The sequence below is a fragment of the Empedobacter falsenii genome, from assembly GCF_013488205.1.
Classification (GTDB): Bacteria; Bacteroidota; Bacteroidia; order Flavobacteriales; family Weeksellaceae; genus Empedobacter; species Empedobacter falsenii_C.
On sequence record NZ_CP040908.1, the window covers coordinates 486,485 to 504,483 of the forward strand.

The window sequence follows — 17,999 nt, forward strand, 5'->3', positions numbered from 1 at the left end:
TTGAAGTAAAATCCCACTTTCTACATTGTGAAAAGTGGGATTTATTATTTATAAATTAATAATTTAAGTTATGTTTCCAATAACATCTCTTTTAGCTCTTTTCACCCCAGATAATAATATCAGATAAATTATCTATTTCAAATTTATGAGACAAGTTGTTTAGCTTATTAGAATAAGCTTCTAACTCATTTAGTAAGACTATAAAAGCTTTTTTTGTTTGATTATAATCTATTCTTATTTCTTTATTTGTATTGATTGGTATAAATGATTCATTTTCATCATCACAAATTATAACAATTTCGTTTTTAGATTTTGTTATTAAAGGACTTGGATGGCATTCTGTTAGATAAAAGTTAGAGAAATTTTTGTTTAAAATATTTTTCCAAAGCTGAATTTCTTCTAACAATCCACAACATTGTGGGAATAATTCAATTTTATTATTAATTGAAATTGCATATCCACCAAAAAGTGAAATGGAATCTACTATTTTAGTATCAGCAAGATGTAGGTTTATAATTTTCTCCATATTTGCTAATGATATTTTCAAAAGATTGTATTGATAAATTCCAGACTGAATAGGTTGAGGAAAGTTAGTATAAATTTTATCAATTTGATTTTTTTGATAACTATCCCATTCAATAGAATTGTTGAATGAAATTTCTTGCAGAATTTTTCCATTTTGATTGTCTTTCAAAATAGGAGGTTCTATTAAAGGAATAAATTTGATTTTATCCATTTTTGAAAATTTTGTAAAAATATCGTTTAATACTTATATACAATATATATAATTCTTATAAAAAATAAAAATATCACAATATAAATTCGCCAAATAGTATAAGTTGATAAAAATTTTTCTAAAATTTTAAAAATCTAACATCTGTCATAAGTGGGTTGAATATATTTTGCCTAAATTTATTTTGAAAAAATATAAACCACAGAGAAATGAATGACAATCGTAAGAAAGATGCATTGAATTACCATTCGATGGGTCAACCAGGAAAGATTGCAGTTGTGCCTACAAAACCTACGAATACGCAACGTGATTTATCGCTTGCTTATTCGCCAGGTGTTGCGGAGCCTTGTTTAGAGATTGAAAAAGATCCAGAAAATGCTTATAAGTACACAGCAAAAGGAAATTTGGTTGCTGTAATTAGTAATGGAACAGCCGTTTTAGGTTTGGGAGATATAGGTGCAGTAGCTTCAAAACCGGTTATGGAAGGTAAAGGTCTTCTATTCAAAATTTTTGCTGATATTGATGTTTTCGATATCGAATTGGATACAAAAAATGTTGATGAATTTATCAATACGGTAAAAGCTTTAGAGCCAACTTTTGGAGGAATCAATTTAGAGGATATCAAAGCGCCTGAATGTTTCGAAATTGAGAAACGTTTGAAAGCTGAAATGAATATTCCAGTTATGCACGACGATCAACACGGAACAGCTATTATTTCTGGTGCTGCGTTGATTAATGCATGTGAATTACAAGGAAAAGATATTTCTAAAGTCAAAATTGTAGTGAACGGAGCTGGTGCTGCGGCAATTTCGTGTACAGGAATGTATATTTCTGTAGGAGCAACGAAAGAGAATATCGTGATGTTGGATAGTAAAGGTGTTATTCGTTCGGACAGAGATAATCTTGATCCTTCTAAAGCAGAATGGGCAACAGATCGTGATATTTCGACATTGACAGATGCTGTGAAAGATGCGGATGTTTTTATCGGTTTATCAGCGGCAGATGTTTTGTCAGCAGATATGTTGAATACAATGGCAGAAAATCCAATTGTGTTGGCAATGGCAAATCCAAATCCAGAGATAGCATACGATTTAGCAGTTGCGATGCGTCAAGATATTATTATGGGAACTGGGCGTTCTGATTATCCAAATCAGGTGAACAATGTACTTGGGTTTCCGTATATTTTTAGAGGAGCGTTAGATGTTCGTTCGACGACAATTAATGAAGAAATGAAAATTGCTGCTGTTCGTGCAATTGCAGAATTGGCGAAAGAACCAGTTCCAGAAGTGGTAACGCAAGCTTACAATAATCATTCAATCAAATTCGGGAAAGATTATATTATTCCAAAACCTAACGATCCACGTTTGTTACCAGAGGTTTCGGCTGCAGTAGCAAAAGCAGCAATCGAAACAGGAGTTGCAAAAAATGTGATTACAGATTTCGAAGCATATAAATTGTCTTTGATTAAGCGAATCGGAAAAGAAAGTACGATTATGCGTAATTTGACACAAACGGCGAAATCAAATCCAAAACGTGTTGTTTTTGCTGAAGGAGATCGTTTCGAAATTCTTCGTGCAGCGCAAATTGTAAAGGAAGAAAAAATCGCTATTCCAATTATTTTAGGAAAGAAAAATAAAATTCAACAAATGATTAAAGATTATATGTTGGATTTGGAAGATGTTGAAATTGTTGATACAAACGCCGAAGAAGATTCGGATAGATACAATCAATTCGTTGATTTTATTTATTCGAAACGTCAACGAAAAGGAATCTCGAAGTCTGATGCGAAAAAGTTATTGAGAGATCGTAATTATTTTGGATCATGTATGGTTGAGTTTGGTTATGCAGATGCAATGATTTCGGGAATGACGAAAAATTATTCGCAAGCGATTCGTCCAGCTTTAGAATTAATCGGAGCGGAACAAGGTCAAAAAGTTGCGAGTATGTATATGATGTTGACAGAAAAAGGACCAGTTTTCTTAGGTGATACAACGGTTAATTTAGATCCGACTTCAGAGGATTTGGTCAACATTACATTGCAATTTAACGAAACGATAAAGAAGTTTAAAATTGAACCAAAGATTGCGTTGTTGTCTTATTCAAACTTCGGATCAAATAAAGGAGAAACGGTTTCTAAAGTTCAGAATGCGGTAAATTATTTACATAAAAATCATCCAGAAATTATTGTTGATGGTGATATTCAGGCAAATTTCGCAGTGAATAAAGAGAAATTACAAAGTAATTTTCCGTTTTCTAAATTAGCAGGAACGCATGCGAATACGTTAGTTTTTCCAAATCTTGAATCAGCGAATATTTCGTACAAATTATTACAAGAATTAGGAAATATAGAAGCGGTTGGACCAATTTTGATCGGAATGAAAAAACCAATCCATTTGTTACAATTGGATAGTACTGTTCGCGAAATTGTGAATATGGTTACTATTGCTGTAATTGATGCACAACAACATCAGTAAAATATAACGTTTAGAATACAAAAAATCCACTTAAATTATTTAAGTGGATTTTTTTATTTTATTCAACGACTATTTGATAAATTCCGTTTTGAGAATGAGCTTCAATATCTTCAAATGAAACATTATCTATTTTATTTCCTCCACATTTTCCGGATAATTTAGAAGCATTAACAGTAAAATTAAAGAATTTAATTTCTTTTGTTAATACTAAAGCTTCATAGGTTGTAGAACCTACTATCCATCCAGGTTTATTTAAAATAACTCTACTTTCATGATTAATTTCAAAAGAAGTTCCGATTTTAGTATCGCCCGCAATTTGTAAGAAATGAAAATGTTCTTTTGTTAATGTTCCATTTTGTATTAAATTTTCTCCTTTTGAATTTACAAATTCCATTACAATAGGCTCTGGAGGTGTAAAACAATCGCTATCATCGTTACAAGAAAATAGTATAAATGAAAAGACGAAAGTTAAAAAAAGTAATTTTTTCATAGTAGATTAATTTTTAAAAAGATGAATAAAAATAAAATAGGTTGCGTAATGATAAATAATATTTACGAATAATTATAACATCTGTAAAATGTATTTATTGTAATGAGGATTAAAACTCAATTAAGAATTATTTTAATATATTGTAAACTTAATTGAATTAATATGAAGAAGATTTACATTTTATTACTTACTGCAAGTACATTATCATTTGCGCAGAAGAACACATCTTTTGAAGCCAAAGAAGGATTTATATTAGGAAATATCCATACTCAAAATGGTTGGGATGTTGCGGAGGGAAACGGAAAAATTTTAAATAATCAACTTGTTTCTGATGAACAAGCAAGTGAAGGAGTTTATTCTTTCAAGAATGGAGATCAGATTGATTTTGGTGATCAATGGTTTCCAGTAATGGGCGTTACCAAAATGTTTGATAAACCGGTTGATTATAAAAATTTTACAATTTCATTTGATGCTTTTGTAACAAAACGAAATGGAGCCGATTTTGAATTTACGTTATTTACAGTTAATTCGGCTACAGATGAGTTTTATCCAGTTGCTGGTCTTGGAATGGAGAATAGGGGATATTTGTATATTACAAAAAATATTGATTATGGTTTCGATTATGCTGATGCAGCAGAAGGTTGGCTAATTAATAAATGGAATAATTTTAAAATTGAAGTTACAGAGAATCAGATTAAGTATTATCTAAATGATAAATTAGTTTACACAGGTGATAATTTTACGAAATTAGATGTTCATGGTTTTACAATGCTTCATAATAATTATGGCGGAGATGCTTATTATGATAATTTTAAATTCAGTACAGATGATTTAGCAGTGAATCAAGTTAATCAGAAAGAATTCAAAGTTTATCCAAATCCTGTGCAAGATGTTTTAACATTCGATACGAATTTTTATGATCAGATTTCAGCAGTTGAGGTTTCTAATACTGTTGGTCAAATTGTTTTGAAAACTGATAAATCTTTAAAAGAAATGAATACATCATCTTTAAAATCGGGAATATATTTTGTGAAAATCTATATGAAAGATGGAAAAACAATGACAAGAAAAATTATTAAAAAATAAACACAAAAAAAGCCTCGCAATGCGAGGCTTTCCTTATTTGATAAATGAAATTCTATTATTTAACTTCTTCGAAGTCTACGTCTTCAACACCATCATTATTTGCTTGACCTTGATCAGCACCTGGTTGAGCTTGCGCACCACCTTGTTGACCTTCGTTCATTGCAGCATAAATTTCTTGTGAAGCAGCATTCCAAGCTGTGTTTAATTTTTCCATAGAAGCATCAATTGCAGCAACGTCTTGAGCAGCGTGAGCAGATTTAACCTCAGCTAAAGCTTCTTCAATTGGTTGTTTTTTGTCAGCAGGAATTTTATCTCCGTACTCAGTCAATTGTTTTTCCGTTTGGAAAATTAACGCGTCAGCAGCATTTACTTTTTCAATTTTTTGTTTTGCTTCTTCGTCTTTTGCAGCATTTTCTTGTGCTTCTTTTTTCATTCTTTCGATATCAGCATCAGATAATCCAGATGAAGCTTCAATTTTGATTGATTGCTCTTTTCCAGTTCCTTTATCTTTTGCAGATACACTCAAGATACCATTCGCATCAATATCAAATGTTACTTCGATTTGAGGAACACCTCTTTGTGCTGGTGGAATATCTACTAAGTCAAAACGTCCGATTTCTTTGTTATCGTTGAATAATGGACGCTCTCCTTGACCAATTCTTAATGTTACTGCTGGTTGATTGTCAACTGCAGTTGAGAAAACCTCAGATTTTTTAGTTGGAATTGTTGTATTCGCTTCGATTAATTTTGTGAATACTCCTCCTAAAGTTTCGATACCTAAAGATAATGGTGTAACGTCTAATAATAATACGTCTTTTACATCACCTGTTAATACACCTCCTTGGATAGCTGCACCAATTGCAACAACCTCGTCTGGATTAACTCCTTTAGATGGTTTTTTACCGAAGAATTTTTCTACTTCTTCTTGGATTTTTGGCATACGTGTAGATCCACCAACTAAGATAACTTCGTCGATATCGTTGATTGATAAACCTGCATCAGATAACGCTTTTTTACAAGGCTCCATAGAACGACGTACTAAATCTTCTGTTAACTGATCAAATTTAGAACGAGTTAAAGTTTCTACTAAGTGTTTTGGTCCTGTTTCGTTAGCTGTAACGTATGGTAAATTAATTTCTGTTTGAGCAGAAGAAGATAATTCGATTTTAGCTTTTTCAGCAGCTTCACGTAAACGTTGTAAAGCCATTGCGTCTTTTTTCAAATCTACACCTTCTTTCGCTTGGAATTCAGAAGCTAACCAATTGATGATTGCATCATCAAAATCATCACCTCCTAAGTGAGTATCACCGTTTGTAGATAATACTTCGAATACACCGTCACCTAATTCTAGGATAGATACGTCAAAAGTACCACCACCTAAATCGTAAACAACGATTTTTTTATCTGAATTTGCTTTGTCTAATCCGTAAGCTAATGCAGCAGCAGTAGGCTCGTTGATAATACGTTCTACTTTAAGACCTGCAATTTCACCAGCTTCTTTAGTTGCTTGACGTTGCGCATCGTTAAAATAAGCTGGTACAGTAATTACCGCTCTTGATACTTCTTGTCCTAAATAATCTTCAGCAGTTTTTTTCATTTTTTGTAAAATCATTGCTGAGATTTCTTGTGGAGTATAGTTACGTCCATCAATATCAACTGCTGGCGTATCATTGTTTCCTTTTACAACTGAATAAGGAACACGACCGATTTCATCTGCATCATTATTAAATTTAGTTCCCATGAAACGTTTAATAGAATAAATCGTTTTCTTTGGGTTTGTTACAGCTTGACGTTTTGCTGAATCACCAACTTTAATTTCTCCTCCTTCTACGAATGCTACGATAGATGGAGTAGTTCTTTTACCTTCTGCATTTGGAATTACAACTGGCTCGCTACCTTCCATTACAGAAACACAAGAGTTCGTTGTACCTAAGTCGATTCCGATTATTTTGCTCATATTGTTTAGTTATTTTTTATATTATTAATGATTTATTTTAAACTTTTACACATCATCAAAAATGATGCTACAACAGAATAGTCAATCTTTGTGCCAACGTAGAAAATGGTGACATCTCAATTTTTAAAATGTCATGTTGTCAGATTATGATGAATGATTTGATTATTTATCGATAAAAAAGTCAGTTTATTGATTGATAAAATGTCAGCGTTAAATTATATTTAAACTTTATCTTAATCTCAGTCTTACCCAATCTTACTTCCGTTTTCTACTTTTCGTTCGGGATTCAAAAGAATAACATCGTTATTATTTCCATAAACACCCATTACGAGACATTCGCTCATAAAAGTGGCAATTTGTTTTTTCGGGAAGTTAACTACAGCCATTATTTGTTTTCCAATCAATTCTTCTTTGCTATAAAGCGACGTAATTTGCGCCGAACTTTTCTTGATTCCTAACGGACCAAAATCAATTTCTAATTGATAAGCAGGATTTCTTGCTTTCGGAAAATCATTTGCACTGATAATTGTTCCAATTCTCATATCAACTTTTTCGAAATCTTGCCAAGAAATTGTTTCAGTATTATTTTCAGGTTTTGGTTCTTCTTTTGGTTTATTTTCTTTGTCGTAAATTGTTTGTAGAATTTTTTCTAAATCCGTTTTTTCGTCCGCATATTTCGTTTTCATGTTATCTGGCATTCGGTTATAATACGTCAACGCTTTTTCGCCAAATTGTTTGATGTAAAAATTAGTCAATGGAGGAACGTTTGGAAATTGTTTATGAAAAATCATTTCTGTATACGCTTGCCATTCGCGTTCTTCTCGCAATTCAATTTGATTTTCGCCCGAACGCTGAAAAACATGTACCATTTCGTGCATCAAAACATTGGAAAGTAATACTAAATCAAAATCAAGAATATTACGCGGAACACGAATTGTAATTCCTGTTTTTTCTTCACCTTCTGCAGTCAATAAAAAACCTTTTGGATCGATTTCTTCTCGAAACGTAAAACCTGTAAAAGCATTATGTTTTAATTTCAATTCATCTAAAATTTCGTACAATGCTTCAACGATTAAGTGATTATTTTTTAAATAATTTATTCTTTCCTTAAATTTTTCTGTAATCATAGCTTTTTGGCTTATTTATCAAATATATAATCTTATTTTTGATATGTTTTAAAAATGACTATGAAGAAATTAGTACTATTACTTGGCTTGATCTCGATAACAACAAATGCACAAGTACTTAATAACAAACAAGAGTTTACGCGACAAGATTCGCTTCGCGGAACGAATAATGAATTCCGAAATTGGTGGGATGTTAAAAAATATAAAGTAAGTGTAGAACCAGATTATCAGTCAAAATCGATAAAAGGAAAAACGACAATTACGTTTGATAAAATTGCTCCTCAACAATCAGATTTATTGCAGATAGATTTACAAGATCCAATGATGGTTTCGGCTGTAAAATTGAATGGAAAGAAAATTTCTGATTTCAAACGTGATGGAAATGTCTATTTTATTAATGTCGGAAAAAATATCAAGAATACGTCGAATCAATTAGAATTAGAATACAACGGAAATCCTCGTGTTGCGGTGAGAGCGCCTTGGGATGGTGGTTGGATTTTTGCGAAAGATGAAAAAGGTCGAGATTGGATGTCTGTAGCCGTGCAAGGTTTGGGTGCAAGTGCTTGGTTTCCGAACAAAGATTATTTAGGCGATGAACCAGATAATGGAATGGAATTGGAAATTATCACACCAAAAGATTTGGTAGGAGTTGGTAATGGACGATTAGTTTCTAAAAAAGAGAAAAATGGTAAAACAACTTCTACATGGAAAGTTGTTAATCCAATTAATAATTATAATATCATTCCTTATATCGGACATTATGTCAATTTCAAAGATACTTTCGAAGGCGAAAAAGGTAAATTGGATTTAGATTATTATGTGTTAGATTATAATATAGATAAAGCAAAATTGCAGTTTGAACAAGCAAAATTGATGTTGAAAAGTTTTGAATATTGGTTTGGACCTTATGCTTTCTACGAAGATTCTTTCAAGATTGTAGAAGCTCCGCATTTAGGAATGGAGCATCAATCTGGAATTGCGTACGGAAATAAATTCGAGAATGGTTATTTAGGTCGTGATTTATCAGGTTCTGGCTGGGGATTGAAATGGGATTTTATCATCGTTCATGAAGCTGGTCACGAATGGTTTGGGAATAATATTACCGAAAAGGATGTGGCAGATATGTGGATTCACGAAGCGTTTACGGCTTATTCGGAAACTTTGTTCACAGAAACTTATTATGGAAAAGATGCGGCAAGCGAATATGTGCGTGGAACGAGAAAGGCAATCCAAAATGATATTCCAATTATCGGCGTGTATGGCGTAAACCAAGAGGGTAGTGGTGATATGTACTATAAAGGTGCAAATATGATTCACACGTTGAGAACTTGGATGAATAATGATGAAAAATTCAGACAAATGTTGCGTGGATTAAACAAAGAATTTTATCATCAAACTGTAACTACAGAACAAATTGAAAATTATATTGCGAAGTTTTCTGGTTTAAATTTGAACGCTTTTTTCAATCAATATTTAAGAACAGTTAAAATACCTACTTTAGAACTTAAACAAAATGGAAATAAAGTAGAATATCGTTATACAAATGTTGTGGATGGATTTGCAATGCCTTTGCGATTGAAAGATTCTGATGTAACCATCAATCCAACGACTAATTGGCAAACAATTAATAACTCAACAATTACAAAAGCGATTGATGTAACAATTAATCCAAATTATTATATCGATACGCATATTATATATTAAAACTGAATGAGATATTGAAACGAGTTCAACATGACAAGGAAAGTCAACCTGAACTTGTTTCATGTTCTCATCCAAAATGATTTATAAAATATTCCAAACAAATATCATCGGTTATTGAATGATGAAATTATAAATTTGTGACATGAAAAAATATATTGCATACGCAATCTTATCAGGATTATTATTAACAGCAGGTTGGCCATCGCACGGCTTTCCATTGTTATTATTTATAGGATTTGTACCCTTGATGTTAGCAGAACATCAAATTACGCAACGCGCTGAATTCAAGAAAAAAGGACGTAAAATTTTCGGACTTTCGTTTTTAGCTTTCTTTATTTGGAATGCGATTGTAATTTGGTGGTTGCATTATGCACAAGAAACAGACGCGAATGGAGATTTGCACAATTCGTGGAGCGCTTATTTAATTCCTGTTGTAGCAAATTCCTTGTTTATGTCAATTGTTTTTCAGTTGTATCATTTTGTCAAAACAAAAGCTGGTAATCTGTATGGATTGGTTTTTCTTCCTGCGATTTGGATGAGTTTTGACAAACTAACCTTGAATTGGGAACTAACTTGGCCTTGGTTTAACCTAGGAAATGGTTTTGCAAAATATTACGAATGGGTGCAATGGTATGAGTATACAGGAACTTTTGGAGGTGCACTTTGGATTTGGTTAGTTAATATTACGGTATTCTATTATTTGACGGCTTATATTAATAAGAAAGAAATGAGATATCTAAACAAATTAGGTATTTATGCGGGATTATTAATCGCTGTTCCAATTGGTATTTCTTATATTATTTATGCGAATTATGAAGAAAAAGGAAAAGCGCTTGATGTGTTAGTTCTTCAGCCAGATCTTGATCCATACAATGAAAAGTATATGAAAGATGGTTTGCAGATTTATGACGAATTGAAACAATTGGCACTGAAAAATATTCAACCAAAAACTCAATTTGTTGTTGCACCAGAAACTGCCGTACCTGGATCATCTGCCTTGATTTTTGATAATATGTATGATGATTTAATTATACAAGACATTCAGCAATGGACAAAAACTAAAAAAGATTTACATTTTGTAACAGGAGCATCAATTATGCGAATTTATCCAATGCAATCTTTAGCATCGGAAACGGCATCTGTTATGAGAGATGGAATTACGTGGTACGACGCTTATAATTCGGCTTTGCAGATAAGTGGAAACGATTCAATAGAAGTTTATCATAAGAGTAAATTAGTACCTGGAGTAGAAATTTTTCCATATCGAAACATTTTAATGCCAATTATTGGAGAATTTATGCTTAACTTTGGCGGCACAACAAAAACGTTGGGGATTCAACCTCATCGTTCTGTTTTCAAGAATAAAACAAACAACGCTACTGTTGCTCCGGTTATATGTTACGAATCTATTTACGGAGACTATACGACAGAATATGTGAGAGAAGGCGCAAATGTTATATTCACAATGACCAACGATTCTTGGTGGGGCTCTACCGATGGTCATCGTCAATTACTATTATATGGTAATTTGAGAGCTATTGAAAATAGACGCGCTATCGTTAGATCTGCAAATTCAGGTATTTCGGCTTTCGTTAATCAGCGAGGAGATATAATGAAGTCTTTACCATATGGAGAGCAGGGTGCCTTAAATGGTACAATTTTAATGAATAGTGAATTAACGTTTTATACAAAATATGGCGATGTAATCGCGAGGATAGCGCTGTTGGTAATGGGAATTATCTTGGCTTATACTCTTGCGCAGAAGTTGTTATATAAACAAAATAAGAAAAAAATATAAAATTAATAACCTAAAGAGTTGTATAAGTAATATATAATTTGTTACTTTGCACTCCGTTTAAAATAGGACAATACAAAATAAGATGTCAAAAATTTGTCAAATTACAGGTAAGAAGAGATTAGTGGGAAACAATGTTTCTCATGCTAATAATAAAACAAAACGCACTTTTGAAGTGAATTTGTTCAAAAAGAGATTTTTTATGCCAGAAACTGGTGAGTGGATTACATTAAGAGTTTCTGCACACGGTTTAAAAACAATCAACAAATTAGGAGTTGATGAGGCTGTTAAACGTGCACGTAAAGAAGGTTTAATCAAATAATTTAAGACACCATGGCAAAAAAAGGAAACAGAGTACAGGTTATTTTAGAATGTACAGAGCATAAAGAAAGTGGTATGCCAGGAATGTCTCGTTATATCACAACTAAAAACAAAAAAAATACTCCAGATCGTATTGAGTTGAAAAAATACAACGCAGTATTGAAAAAGTATACAATTCACAAGGAGATTAAATAATAAAATTTTAGACGATGGCAAAGAAAACGGTAGCAACCCTACAAACTGGGTCTAAAAAAATGACCAAAGTTATCAAAATGGTAAAATCTCCAAAATCTGGAGCTTACGTATTTGTTGAAAAAGTAGTTAACGCTGATGAAGCAGATTCTTTCTTCACGAAATAATCAAATCATCTCCTTAACAAAAAATATTTAAGGTTAATTGAGCTGCCTCGTTTTCAGGGCGGCTTTTTTATTTCCTTATATTTTATGTATCTTCGTACAAAATTTTAAGAAATTTAGCTTATTAATGAGTTGGTTCAAAAAGATATTAGGTAAAGAAAGCAAAGAAAAATTAGATGAAGGGTTAGAAAAATCTAAAACTTCTCTATTTGATAAAATCAGTCGTGCTGTAGTAGGTAAATCTAAAGTAGACGATGAGGTTTTAGATGATTTAGAAGAAGTATTGATTTCTTCTGATGTCGGTGTTGAAACAACGATCAAAATTATTCGTCGAATAGAAGAACGTGTAGAACGTGATAAATATGTTTCGACTTCTGAGTTAGATTTAATTCTTCGCGAAGAAATTGCAGGCTTACTTTCCGAAAACAATATAGAAGATACAAACGGTTTTTCGATTCCAAAGAAAGATGTACCATATGTTATTATGGTGGTTGGAGTAAATGGAGTTGGTAAAACAACGACGATTGGTAAATTGGCTTCTCAGTTCAAATCACAAGGACTTAAAGTAGTTCTTGGAGCGGCAGATACGTTTCGTGCGGCGGCTGTAGATCAATTAGTAATTTGGTCGGAGCGTGCAGGTGTACCAATTGTAAAACAAGCAATGGGTTCTGACCCTGCTTCGGTTGCATTTGATACCATTCAGTCGGCAGTTGCACAAAATGCAGATGTTGTTTTGATTGATACAGCAGGACGTTTGCATAACAAAATTAACTTGATGAACGAGTTGACAAAAATAAAACGTGTAATGCAAAAGGTAATTCCAGATGCGCCTCACGAAGTTTTATTAGTGTTAGATGGTTCTACAGGTCAAAATGCTTTTGAGCAAGCAAAACAATTTACACAAGCAACAGAAGTTTCTTCTTTAGCGGTTACAAAATTAGATGGAACAGCAAAAGGAGGAGTGGTAATTGGAATTTCAGATCAATTTAAGATTCCAGTTAAATACATTGGTGTTGGTGAAGGAATCAATGATTTACAAGCTTTCAATAAAATGGAGTTTGTCGATTCTTTTTTTAAACGAAATAATTAAGAAATTCAATTTCTATAAAATATAAATCCTTCAAGTTTTCTTGAAGGATTTTTTATCTATAAAAATCTTTTTCTTTGAGATTAATTTTATCAAGTATGAACTCTAAAACTTGATGAAATTTTGTTTCCTTATTTGTACAACTGATATTATATTTAACGGAATTACTATCATTACTAAAACTTAATATAGTATGATTTCCATCTAAACATTGTATATGAGGAAATAAATCTTTTGGGTTTAAGTTTAATAATTTAGTAGATATTTCTTCAAAATCATTCAGATTGATATACATGACTTTTTTGTAATCATGATCTTCTTTAAGATTCATTTTTATTTCTACTAATACTTTATCTTTTTTATTATTTTTTGATGACTGAAAATTTGCATTTGGAGATTCTATGTAAATTGTCGTGTTGCTCCACAAATGAGATGAAGTATTCTCTATTTCTATATAGTTTATTTGATCTTGACCAAAAGTACTAATGGAACAGATAAGTAAAATAGTCAATAATTTATAATTCATAACTAATAATTTAGCTTAATAAACCACCTTAATATATTCTTTATAAAACTTTTTGCTTTTGTTTTCTTTCTTCGAAATAGTTTTTAAAAACTCGTTTAAATATTCTCTGAAAGGAGAATCTTTCGCTAAAGCATCTTGTTTCTTACTCGTCAAAACTTGAACAGTTCCGTACATTTCTTCATCATTTTCTACGCTCGATGCAATCAAAGTAAAAGTTTCATTTGATTCATTAATGATATTTTTATTCGACCAAACTAACAACGGTTGATTGTTCTCGTTGTACAAAACATTGTCCCATTTTCCTAACCAATCGTATAGCATTTTTTTCGCAACTAAAGACGTTTGGAAACTTTCGACACGATATTCTGTCAACGAACGTTCGGCTTGTTCTTGCGCATATAATAAATTGAAACTTGTAAAAAGTGCGATAAAAAGAAATAATTTTTTCAAACTCAAAAATCTTGTTTAGCGTAAAGTTATCAAAAATAATTGCAATTCTTATGTAACTTATTTGTTCTTCATGCGTCATATAAATATACACTAACTCTTAATAGTAGAATTAACCATGAAGAAATTTTTTGTACTTGCTGTTACATTGTCAGGAATTTTTGCTTTTGGACAAGATGAAAAGCAGGATTCAACGGACTATAATCCAATTGAAATAAAAGAAGTTTTAGTTCAATCGCAACGCAAAAAAATGTTTGCGGACAAAGCAGTTTATACGTTTGATAAAGAAGCCTTAGAAAAAGCGCGCTACGCAAAAGATTTGTTGAATACGTTACCAGAACTACAAGTTGATCCAATTTCGAATACAATACAGAGTACAAAAGGTGGAACGACTTTGTTGTTGATTAATGGAATTGAGGCAACAGATAATCAAATTCGTGCCGTGAAACCACAAGATGTAGTTCGTGTTGAGTATTTTGATATTCCGCCAGCGCGTTATGCAAATCGTGCAGATCAGGTGGTGAATTTGATTACACGAAACCCAGAAAATGGTTATGTGTACGGAGCGGATCTCACTTCGGCGTTTACAACAGGTTTTATAAATGGTTCTGCTTATGCAAATTTTACGAAAGGAAAAAATAACTTTGGATTAGAGTATAACATCTATCTAAGAGATTATAAGGATCGTACTTCGATGAATATTTATGATTATAACTTAAATAATATTCATTATAGAACAGAAAATCAACGCAACGAATATTTTGGATATACGGATCAAACAATTGCATTGCGATATACCAATTCGGATTCGGATAAATATGCTTTTCAAGCAAAGTTGGATATGAATATCAGTTCGAGTTTTGCTTATGCGAATGGCACAAGTTTGTTCTATCAAAATAGTTTATTAGAGAATCATTCAACTTACAAACATTCTAATTCTAATTATTCAAAACCAACATTAGATCTTTATTATTCGAGAAAATTAGGAAAGAAAGATGAGTTAAGTTTAAATGTAGTTGGATCGATGTATACAACTAAATCGATTGACGAAACGCGCGAATGGGAAACAATTTCTGGTGCAGAACAATATAATTATTTGACAAATTTAGAAGCTGATCAAAAAGGAATTGTAGGAGAAATAGCGCATACGCATAGTTTCGAGAAAGGAAAATTAAATTCTGGTTATCGAATTTCAAATAATTCGATTGATAATAAATTAGAAAACTTAAATGGTCCTTCGAATAATAAAGTAAATTATTTAGAACAATATATCTATTCTGAATATTCTGGAAAAGCGAAAAAATTGTCGTATCGTTTGGGTGTTGGATTAACGAATGTTCATAATAAGAATGAAGATACAAACACAGATACGTGGACGTTTACGCCAAAATTAGTATTGGGTTACGAATTAGCGAAGAATCAAAATTTACGTTTTTCGAGTTCGTATAAACCAACAAGTCCTTGGAATTCGGCATTGAGTAAAAACGTGATTCAGGTTGTGGAAAATATTACACAAGAAGGAAATCCGTATTTAACTATTCAGAAATCGTTTGGAAATAATTTAATTTATTCCTTCAATTCAAAATATTTTGATTTAAATACAAATGCATTTTATCATTATACAAAAGATCCGATTAATCAATTGTATTTGCAAAATATCATTAATGGAAATGTAGAAGGATATAAATTAACGTACGAAAATGCTCAAAATTCGCAACGTTACGGTGTTCAAATTACAGGTTCTATTAAACCTTTTGGAACAGATATTTTAACTGTAAAAGTGAATGTAGCGCCAGCCACAGAACGTTTCAAAACGAAAGATGGTAGAATTTTGAAGAATGATTATATCGGAAATTATTTTGCATTATCATCTGTTTACAAAAACTTTCGTGTAGATTATCAATTTAATATTCCGTATTACACGTTGGGCGGAGCTTTGTTGTACACACAAGAAAACATGAACCATGCTTTTGCGAGTTATAAGTACAATAATTGGACTTTTTCTACTGGAATGTATTGGATTGGAATGCCATCGACTTACAAGCAAAAAACGATGGATAAACAATATGTGGATTATTCCCGTGTAGGAAAAATTTGGGACAACAAATCGATGTTTGTCGTTGGTTTGAGTTTTGATTTTGCTACAGGTAAGAAAACAAATATCAACCGAAAATTGGAAAATGAAACTGCAGGAGCAGCAACGTTTTAATCAATACACAAAAAGAGAATCCTAAAGATTCTCTTTTTGTGTATTGATAATTTGGATGCGATGTTGAAACGAGTTCAACAAGACATAAGGTAGATGTCATTCCGACGAATGGAGGAATCTATAATTAAATTATTTTTGCATCTAACATCTACAACTCTGCCAAAAATTTCAGCGTATCAATATTATCGGCATAATCTGTTAATTTTGGGAATTGAGTTTGCCCAAATTCAACATAATTCGGATTATCTCTCATATCGTTTCCAACCACGCATTGTATTTGATCTTCATTTTCAATCAAATAATTTTTTACATCATTTACATCTTCATAAACTTCAAAATTTACAACTGCAATTGGAGAATGTAAAGCTGTATCTTTTTTCATCAGAACAAAATTATTGTCTAAAAATTCATCTTTTCCTAACAAAAATATTGCACGATTGTAATCGTAATTATTTGCATATTTAGGATGATTAATCACATCACCATAAGAAAAAATAGCTTCGAAAATTTTTGGTAATTGCGCTTCATCTTTTACATAAAGTTTCGTCACATTTCGGCAACCTAATCCAAAATAAATGAATAAGTCGTTACCCAATTTTTTCAATTCTTCATCAGTTTCCGAACCATTCAATACAGCAACTGAAGTTCTATTTTTACGAATAATGTTAGGAACTTTTCCAAAATATTGTTCAAAATAGCGTGCCGTGTTATTACTTCCAGTTGCAATAACCGCATCAAAATTTTCTAATCGTTCAACAGTTTGAATAATCGATTTGAAATTTTCATCAATCGAATACAAATATTTTATCGCTAATTTGATTAATTTATCATCTTTTGATGAAGTTTTAATCAACGCATTATTTCCAGAAATAACAACAGAAAGCAAATCATGAAAACCAACCAAAGGTAAATTTCCTGCCATTATAATTCCAACATTTTTTGGTGTTTCAGCAAATGGATAATCTTTCGTCCAAGCCAATAAATTTTCTTCCGTTAAAGCTTTTGCCCAACTTTTCAAGGCTAACGTAATATTATCTTTTGTAAACCAATTGTTGTAGGCTTCTGCATCGCTCACCGCATATTCAGCTTCTTCTTTCCAATTCTCGAATTTTTCTGTCAGTTCCGCGTCTTTAATTGAATCATTATTTATAATAAAATTAAAAAACTGCCCCAATTCGTTAAATGCTGAAATCCTTTGTTCAAATGTCATTTTTTCTGAAAATTAAATGTAATTTTGTAGTTGCAAATGTAGGAAATAAAAAAACAGATACAATGGCTATAATTATTACAGATGAATGTATAAATTGTGGAGCTTGTGAGCCAGAATGTCCAAATAACGCGATTTATGAAGCTGCGGTAGATTGGAAATATTCTGATGGAACTTCTCTTAGCGGGACAATTGTAAACGTAGACGGCGCAACTTTTGATGCTGATGCGGTGCAAGATCCTGTGAGTGATGAGGTTTATTACATTGTTCCCGATAAATGTACTGAATGTAAAGGTTTCCACGAAGAACCACAATGTGCGGCAGTTTGTCCAGTGGATTGTTGTGTGCCTGATGATAACCACGTAGAAAGCGAGGAGCGCCTTTTGAGCAAAAAAGCGTTTATGCACTTAGAGTAAAATCGTCACAACTTTACATATAAAAACCTCTCAGAATTTGAGAGGTTTTTTTAGTTTTTGGGCA

17 protein-coding genes are annotated in these 17,999 nt (G+C 32.0%); 10 read left to right on the plus strand and 7 right to left on the minus strand.

The genetic code is table 11. The features are described 5' to 3' along the window. Positions 1-91: 91 nt before the first annotated feature. Positions 92-736, minus strand: coding sequence for a hypothetical protein (locus tag FH779_RS02345; RefSeq protein ID WP_114999028.1), 645 nt, complete (start codon positions 734-736; stop codon positions 92-94). Between the two features lie 206 nt (positions 737-942). Here FH779_RS02345 and FH779_RS02350 point away from each other — a divergent pair, with 206 nt between their 5' ends. Beyond that, entirely contained in the window at positions 943-3,207 is a 2,265-nt protein-coding gene (locus tag FH779_RS02350) for an NADP-dependent malic enzyme (protein WP_180905914.1), read from the plus strand. Positions 3,208-3,265: 58 nt separating this feature from the next. Here FH779_RS02350 and FH779_RS02355 read toward each other — a convergent pair whose 3' ends face one another. Continuing rightward, on the minus strand, positions 3,266-3,697 hold the full coding sequence (locus tag FH779_RS02355) for a hypothetical protein (protein ID WP_180905915.1): 432 nt from the start codon (positions 3,695-3,697) through the stop codon (positions 3,266-3,268). A 162-nt stretch (positions 3,698-3,859) separates the two neighbouring features. On the opposite strand from FH779_RS02355, the gene FH779_RS02360 reads away from it, so the two are divergent. After that, the gene (locus FH779_RS02360) at positions 3,860-4,783 is read left to right on the plus strand and encodes a T9SS type A sorting domain-containing protein (protein WP_180905916.1); all 924 of its coding nucleotides are present in this window, start codon (positions 3,860-3,862) and stop codon (positions 4,781-4,783) included. A gap of 55 nt (positions 4,784-4,838) precedes the next feature. Here FH779_RS02360 and dnaK read toward each other — a convergent pair whose 3' ends face one another. Then, the gene (gene dnaK / locus FH779_RS02365; RefSeq protein ID WP_038337059.1) at positions 4,839-6,740 is read right to left on the minus strand and encodes a molecular chaperone DnaK; all 1,902 of its coding nucleotides are present in this window, start codon (positions 6,738-6,740) and stop codon (positions 4,839-4,841) included. 245 nt (positions 6,741-6,985) lie between these two features. Next, a complete protein-coding gene (locus FH779_RS02370) occupies positions 6,986-7,282 on the minus strand; it encodes a tRNA-binding protein (RefSeq protein WP_244958053.1) in 297 nt (98 codons plus the stop codon). 645 nt (positions 7,283-7,927) lie between these two features. On the opposite strand from FH779_RS02370, the gene FH779_RS02375 reads away from it, so the two are divergent. The 6 genes from FH779_RS02375 (at position 7,928) to ftsY (ending at position 13,133) form a co-directional block, all read left to right on the plus strand. Next, on the plus strand, positions 7,928-9,571 hold the full coding sequence (locus tag FH779_RS02375) for a M1 family metallopeptidase (RefSeq protein WP_180905917.1): 1,644 nt from the start codon (positions 7,928-7,930) through the stop codon (positions 9,569-9,571). Between the two features lie 142 nt (positions 9,572-9,713). Continuing rightward, positions 9,714-11,369 (plus strand): apolipoprotein N-acyltransferase, encoded by a 1,656-nt coding sequence (gene lnt / locus FH779_RS02380; protein WP_038337063.1) that lies wholly within the window; start codon positions 9,714-9,716, stop codon positions 11,367-11,369. Between the two features lie 82 nt (positions 11,370-11,451). Further along, positions 11,452-11,688 (plus strand): 50S ribosomal protein L28, encoded by a 237-nt coding sequence (gene rpmB, locus FH779_RS02385; RefSeq protein ID WP_038337064.1) that lies wholly within the window; start codon positions 11,452-11,454, stop codon positions 11,686-11,688. Between the two features lie 11 nt (positions 11,689-11,699). Next, positions 11,700-11,882, plus strand: a complete 183-nt coding sequence (gene rpmG, locus FH779_RS02390) for a 50S ribosomal protein L33 (protein ID WP_038337065.1) — start codon at positions 11,700-11,702, stop codon at positions 11,880-11,882. 14 nt (positions 11,883-11,896) lie between these two features. Continuing rightward, positions 11,897-12,046 carry a DUF4295 domain-containing protein gene (locus FH779_RS02395; protein ID WP_084106961.1) on the plus strand — a complete coding sequence of 50 codons (150 nt, stop codon included), beginning with the start codon at positions 11,897-11,899 and terminating at the stop codon, positions 12,044-12,046. A 124-nt stretch (positions 12,047-12,170) separates the two neighbouring features. Beyond that, on the plus strand, positions 12,171-13,133 hold the full coding sequence (ftsY, locus tag FH779_RS02400) for a signal recognition particle-docking protein FtsY (protein ID WP_038337066.1): 963 nt from the start codon (positions 12,171-12,173) through the stop codon (positions 13,131-13,133). Between the two features lie 52 nt (positions 13,134-13,185). On the opposite strand, the gene FH779_RS02405 is transcribed toward ftsY, so the two are convergent. Beyond that, positions 13,186-13,656 (minus strand): hypothetical protein, encoded by a 471-nt coding sequence (locus FH779_RS02405; protein ID WP_180905918.1) that lies wholly within the window; start codon positions 13,654-13,656, stop codon positions 13,186-13,188. Between the two features lie 15 nt (positions 13,657-13,671). Further along, the gene (locus FH779_RS02410) at positions 13,672-14,106 is read right to left on the minus strand and encodes a hypothetical protein (protein WP_180905919.1); all 435 of its coding nucleotides are present in this window, start codon (positions 14,104-14,106) and stop codon (positions 13,672-13,674) included. Between the two features lie 115 nt (positions 14,107-14,221). On the opposite strand from FH779_RS02410, the gene FH779_RS02415 reads away from it, so the two are divergent. Then, positions 14,222-16,312 (plus strand): outer membrane beta-barrel protein, encoded by a 2,091-nt coding sequence (locus FH779_RS02415; RefSeq protein WP_180905920.1) that lies wholly within the window; start codon positions 14,222-14,224, stop codon positions 16,310-16,312. 148 nt (positions 16,313-16,460) lie between these two features. Here the strand turns inward: FH779_RS02415 and FH779_RS02420 are convergent, their stop codons facing one another. Continuing rightward, a complete protein-coding gene (locus tag FH779_RS02420; protein ID WP_180905921.1) occupies positions 16,461-17,522 on the minus strand; it encodes an acyl-CoA reductase in 1,062 nt (353 codons plus the stop codon). A gap of 62 nt (positions 17,523-17,584) precedes the next feature. On the opposite strand from FH779_RS02420, the gene FH779_RS02425 reads away from it, so the two are divergent. Continuing rightward, entirely contained in the window at positions 17,585-17,935 is a 351-nt protein-coding gene (locus FH779_RS02425; protein ID WP_114999046.1) for a 4Fe-4S dicluster domain-containing protein, read from the plus strand. Positions 17,936-17,999 lie beyond the last annotated feature (64 nt).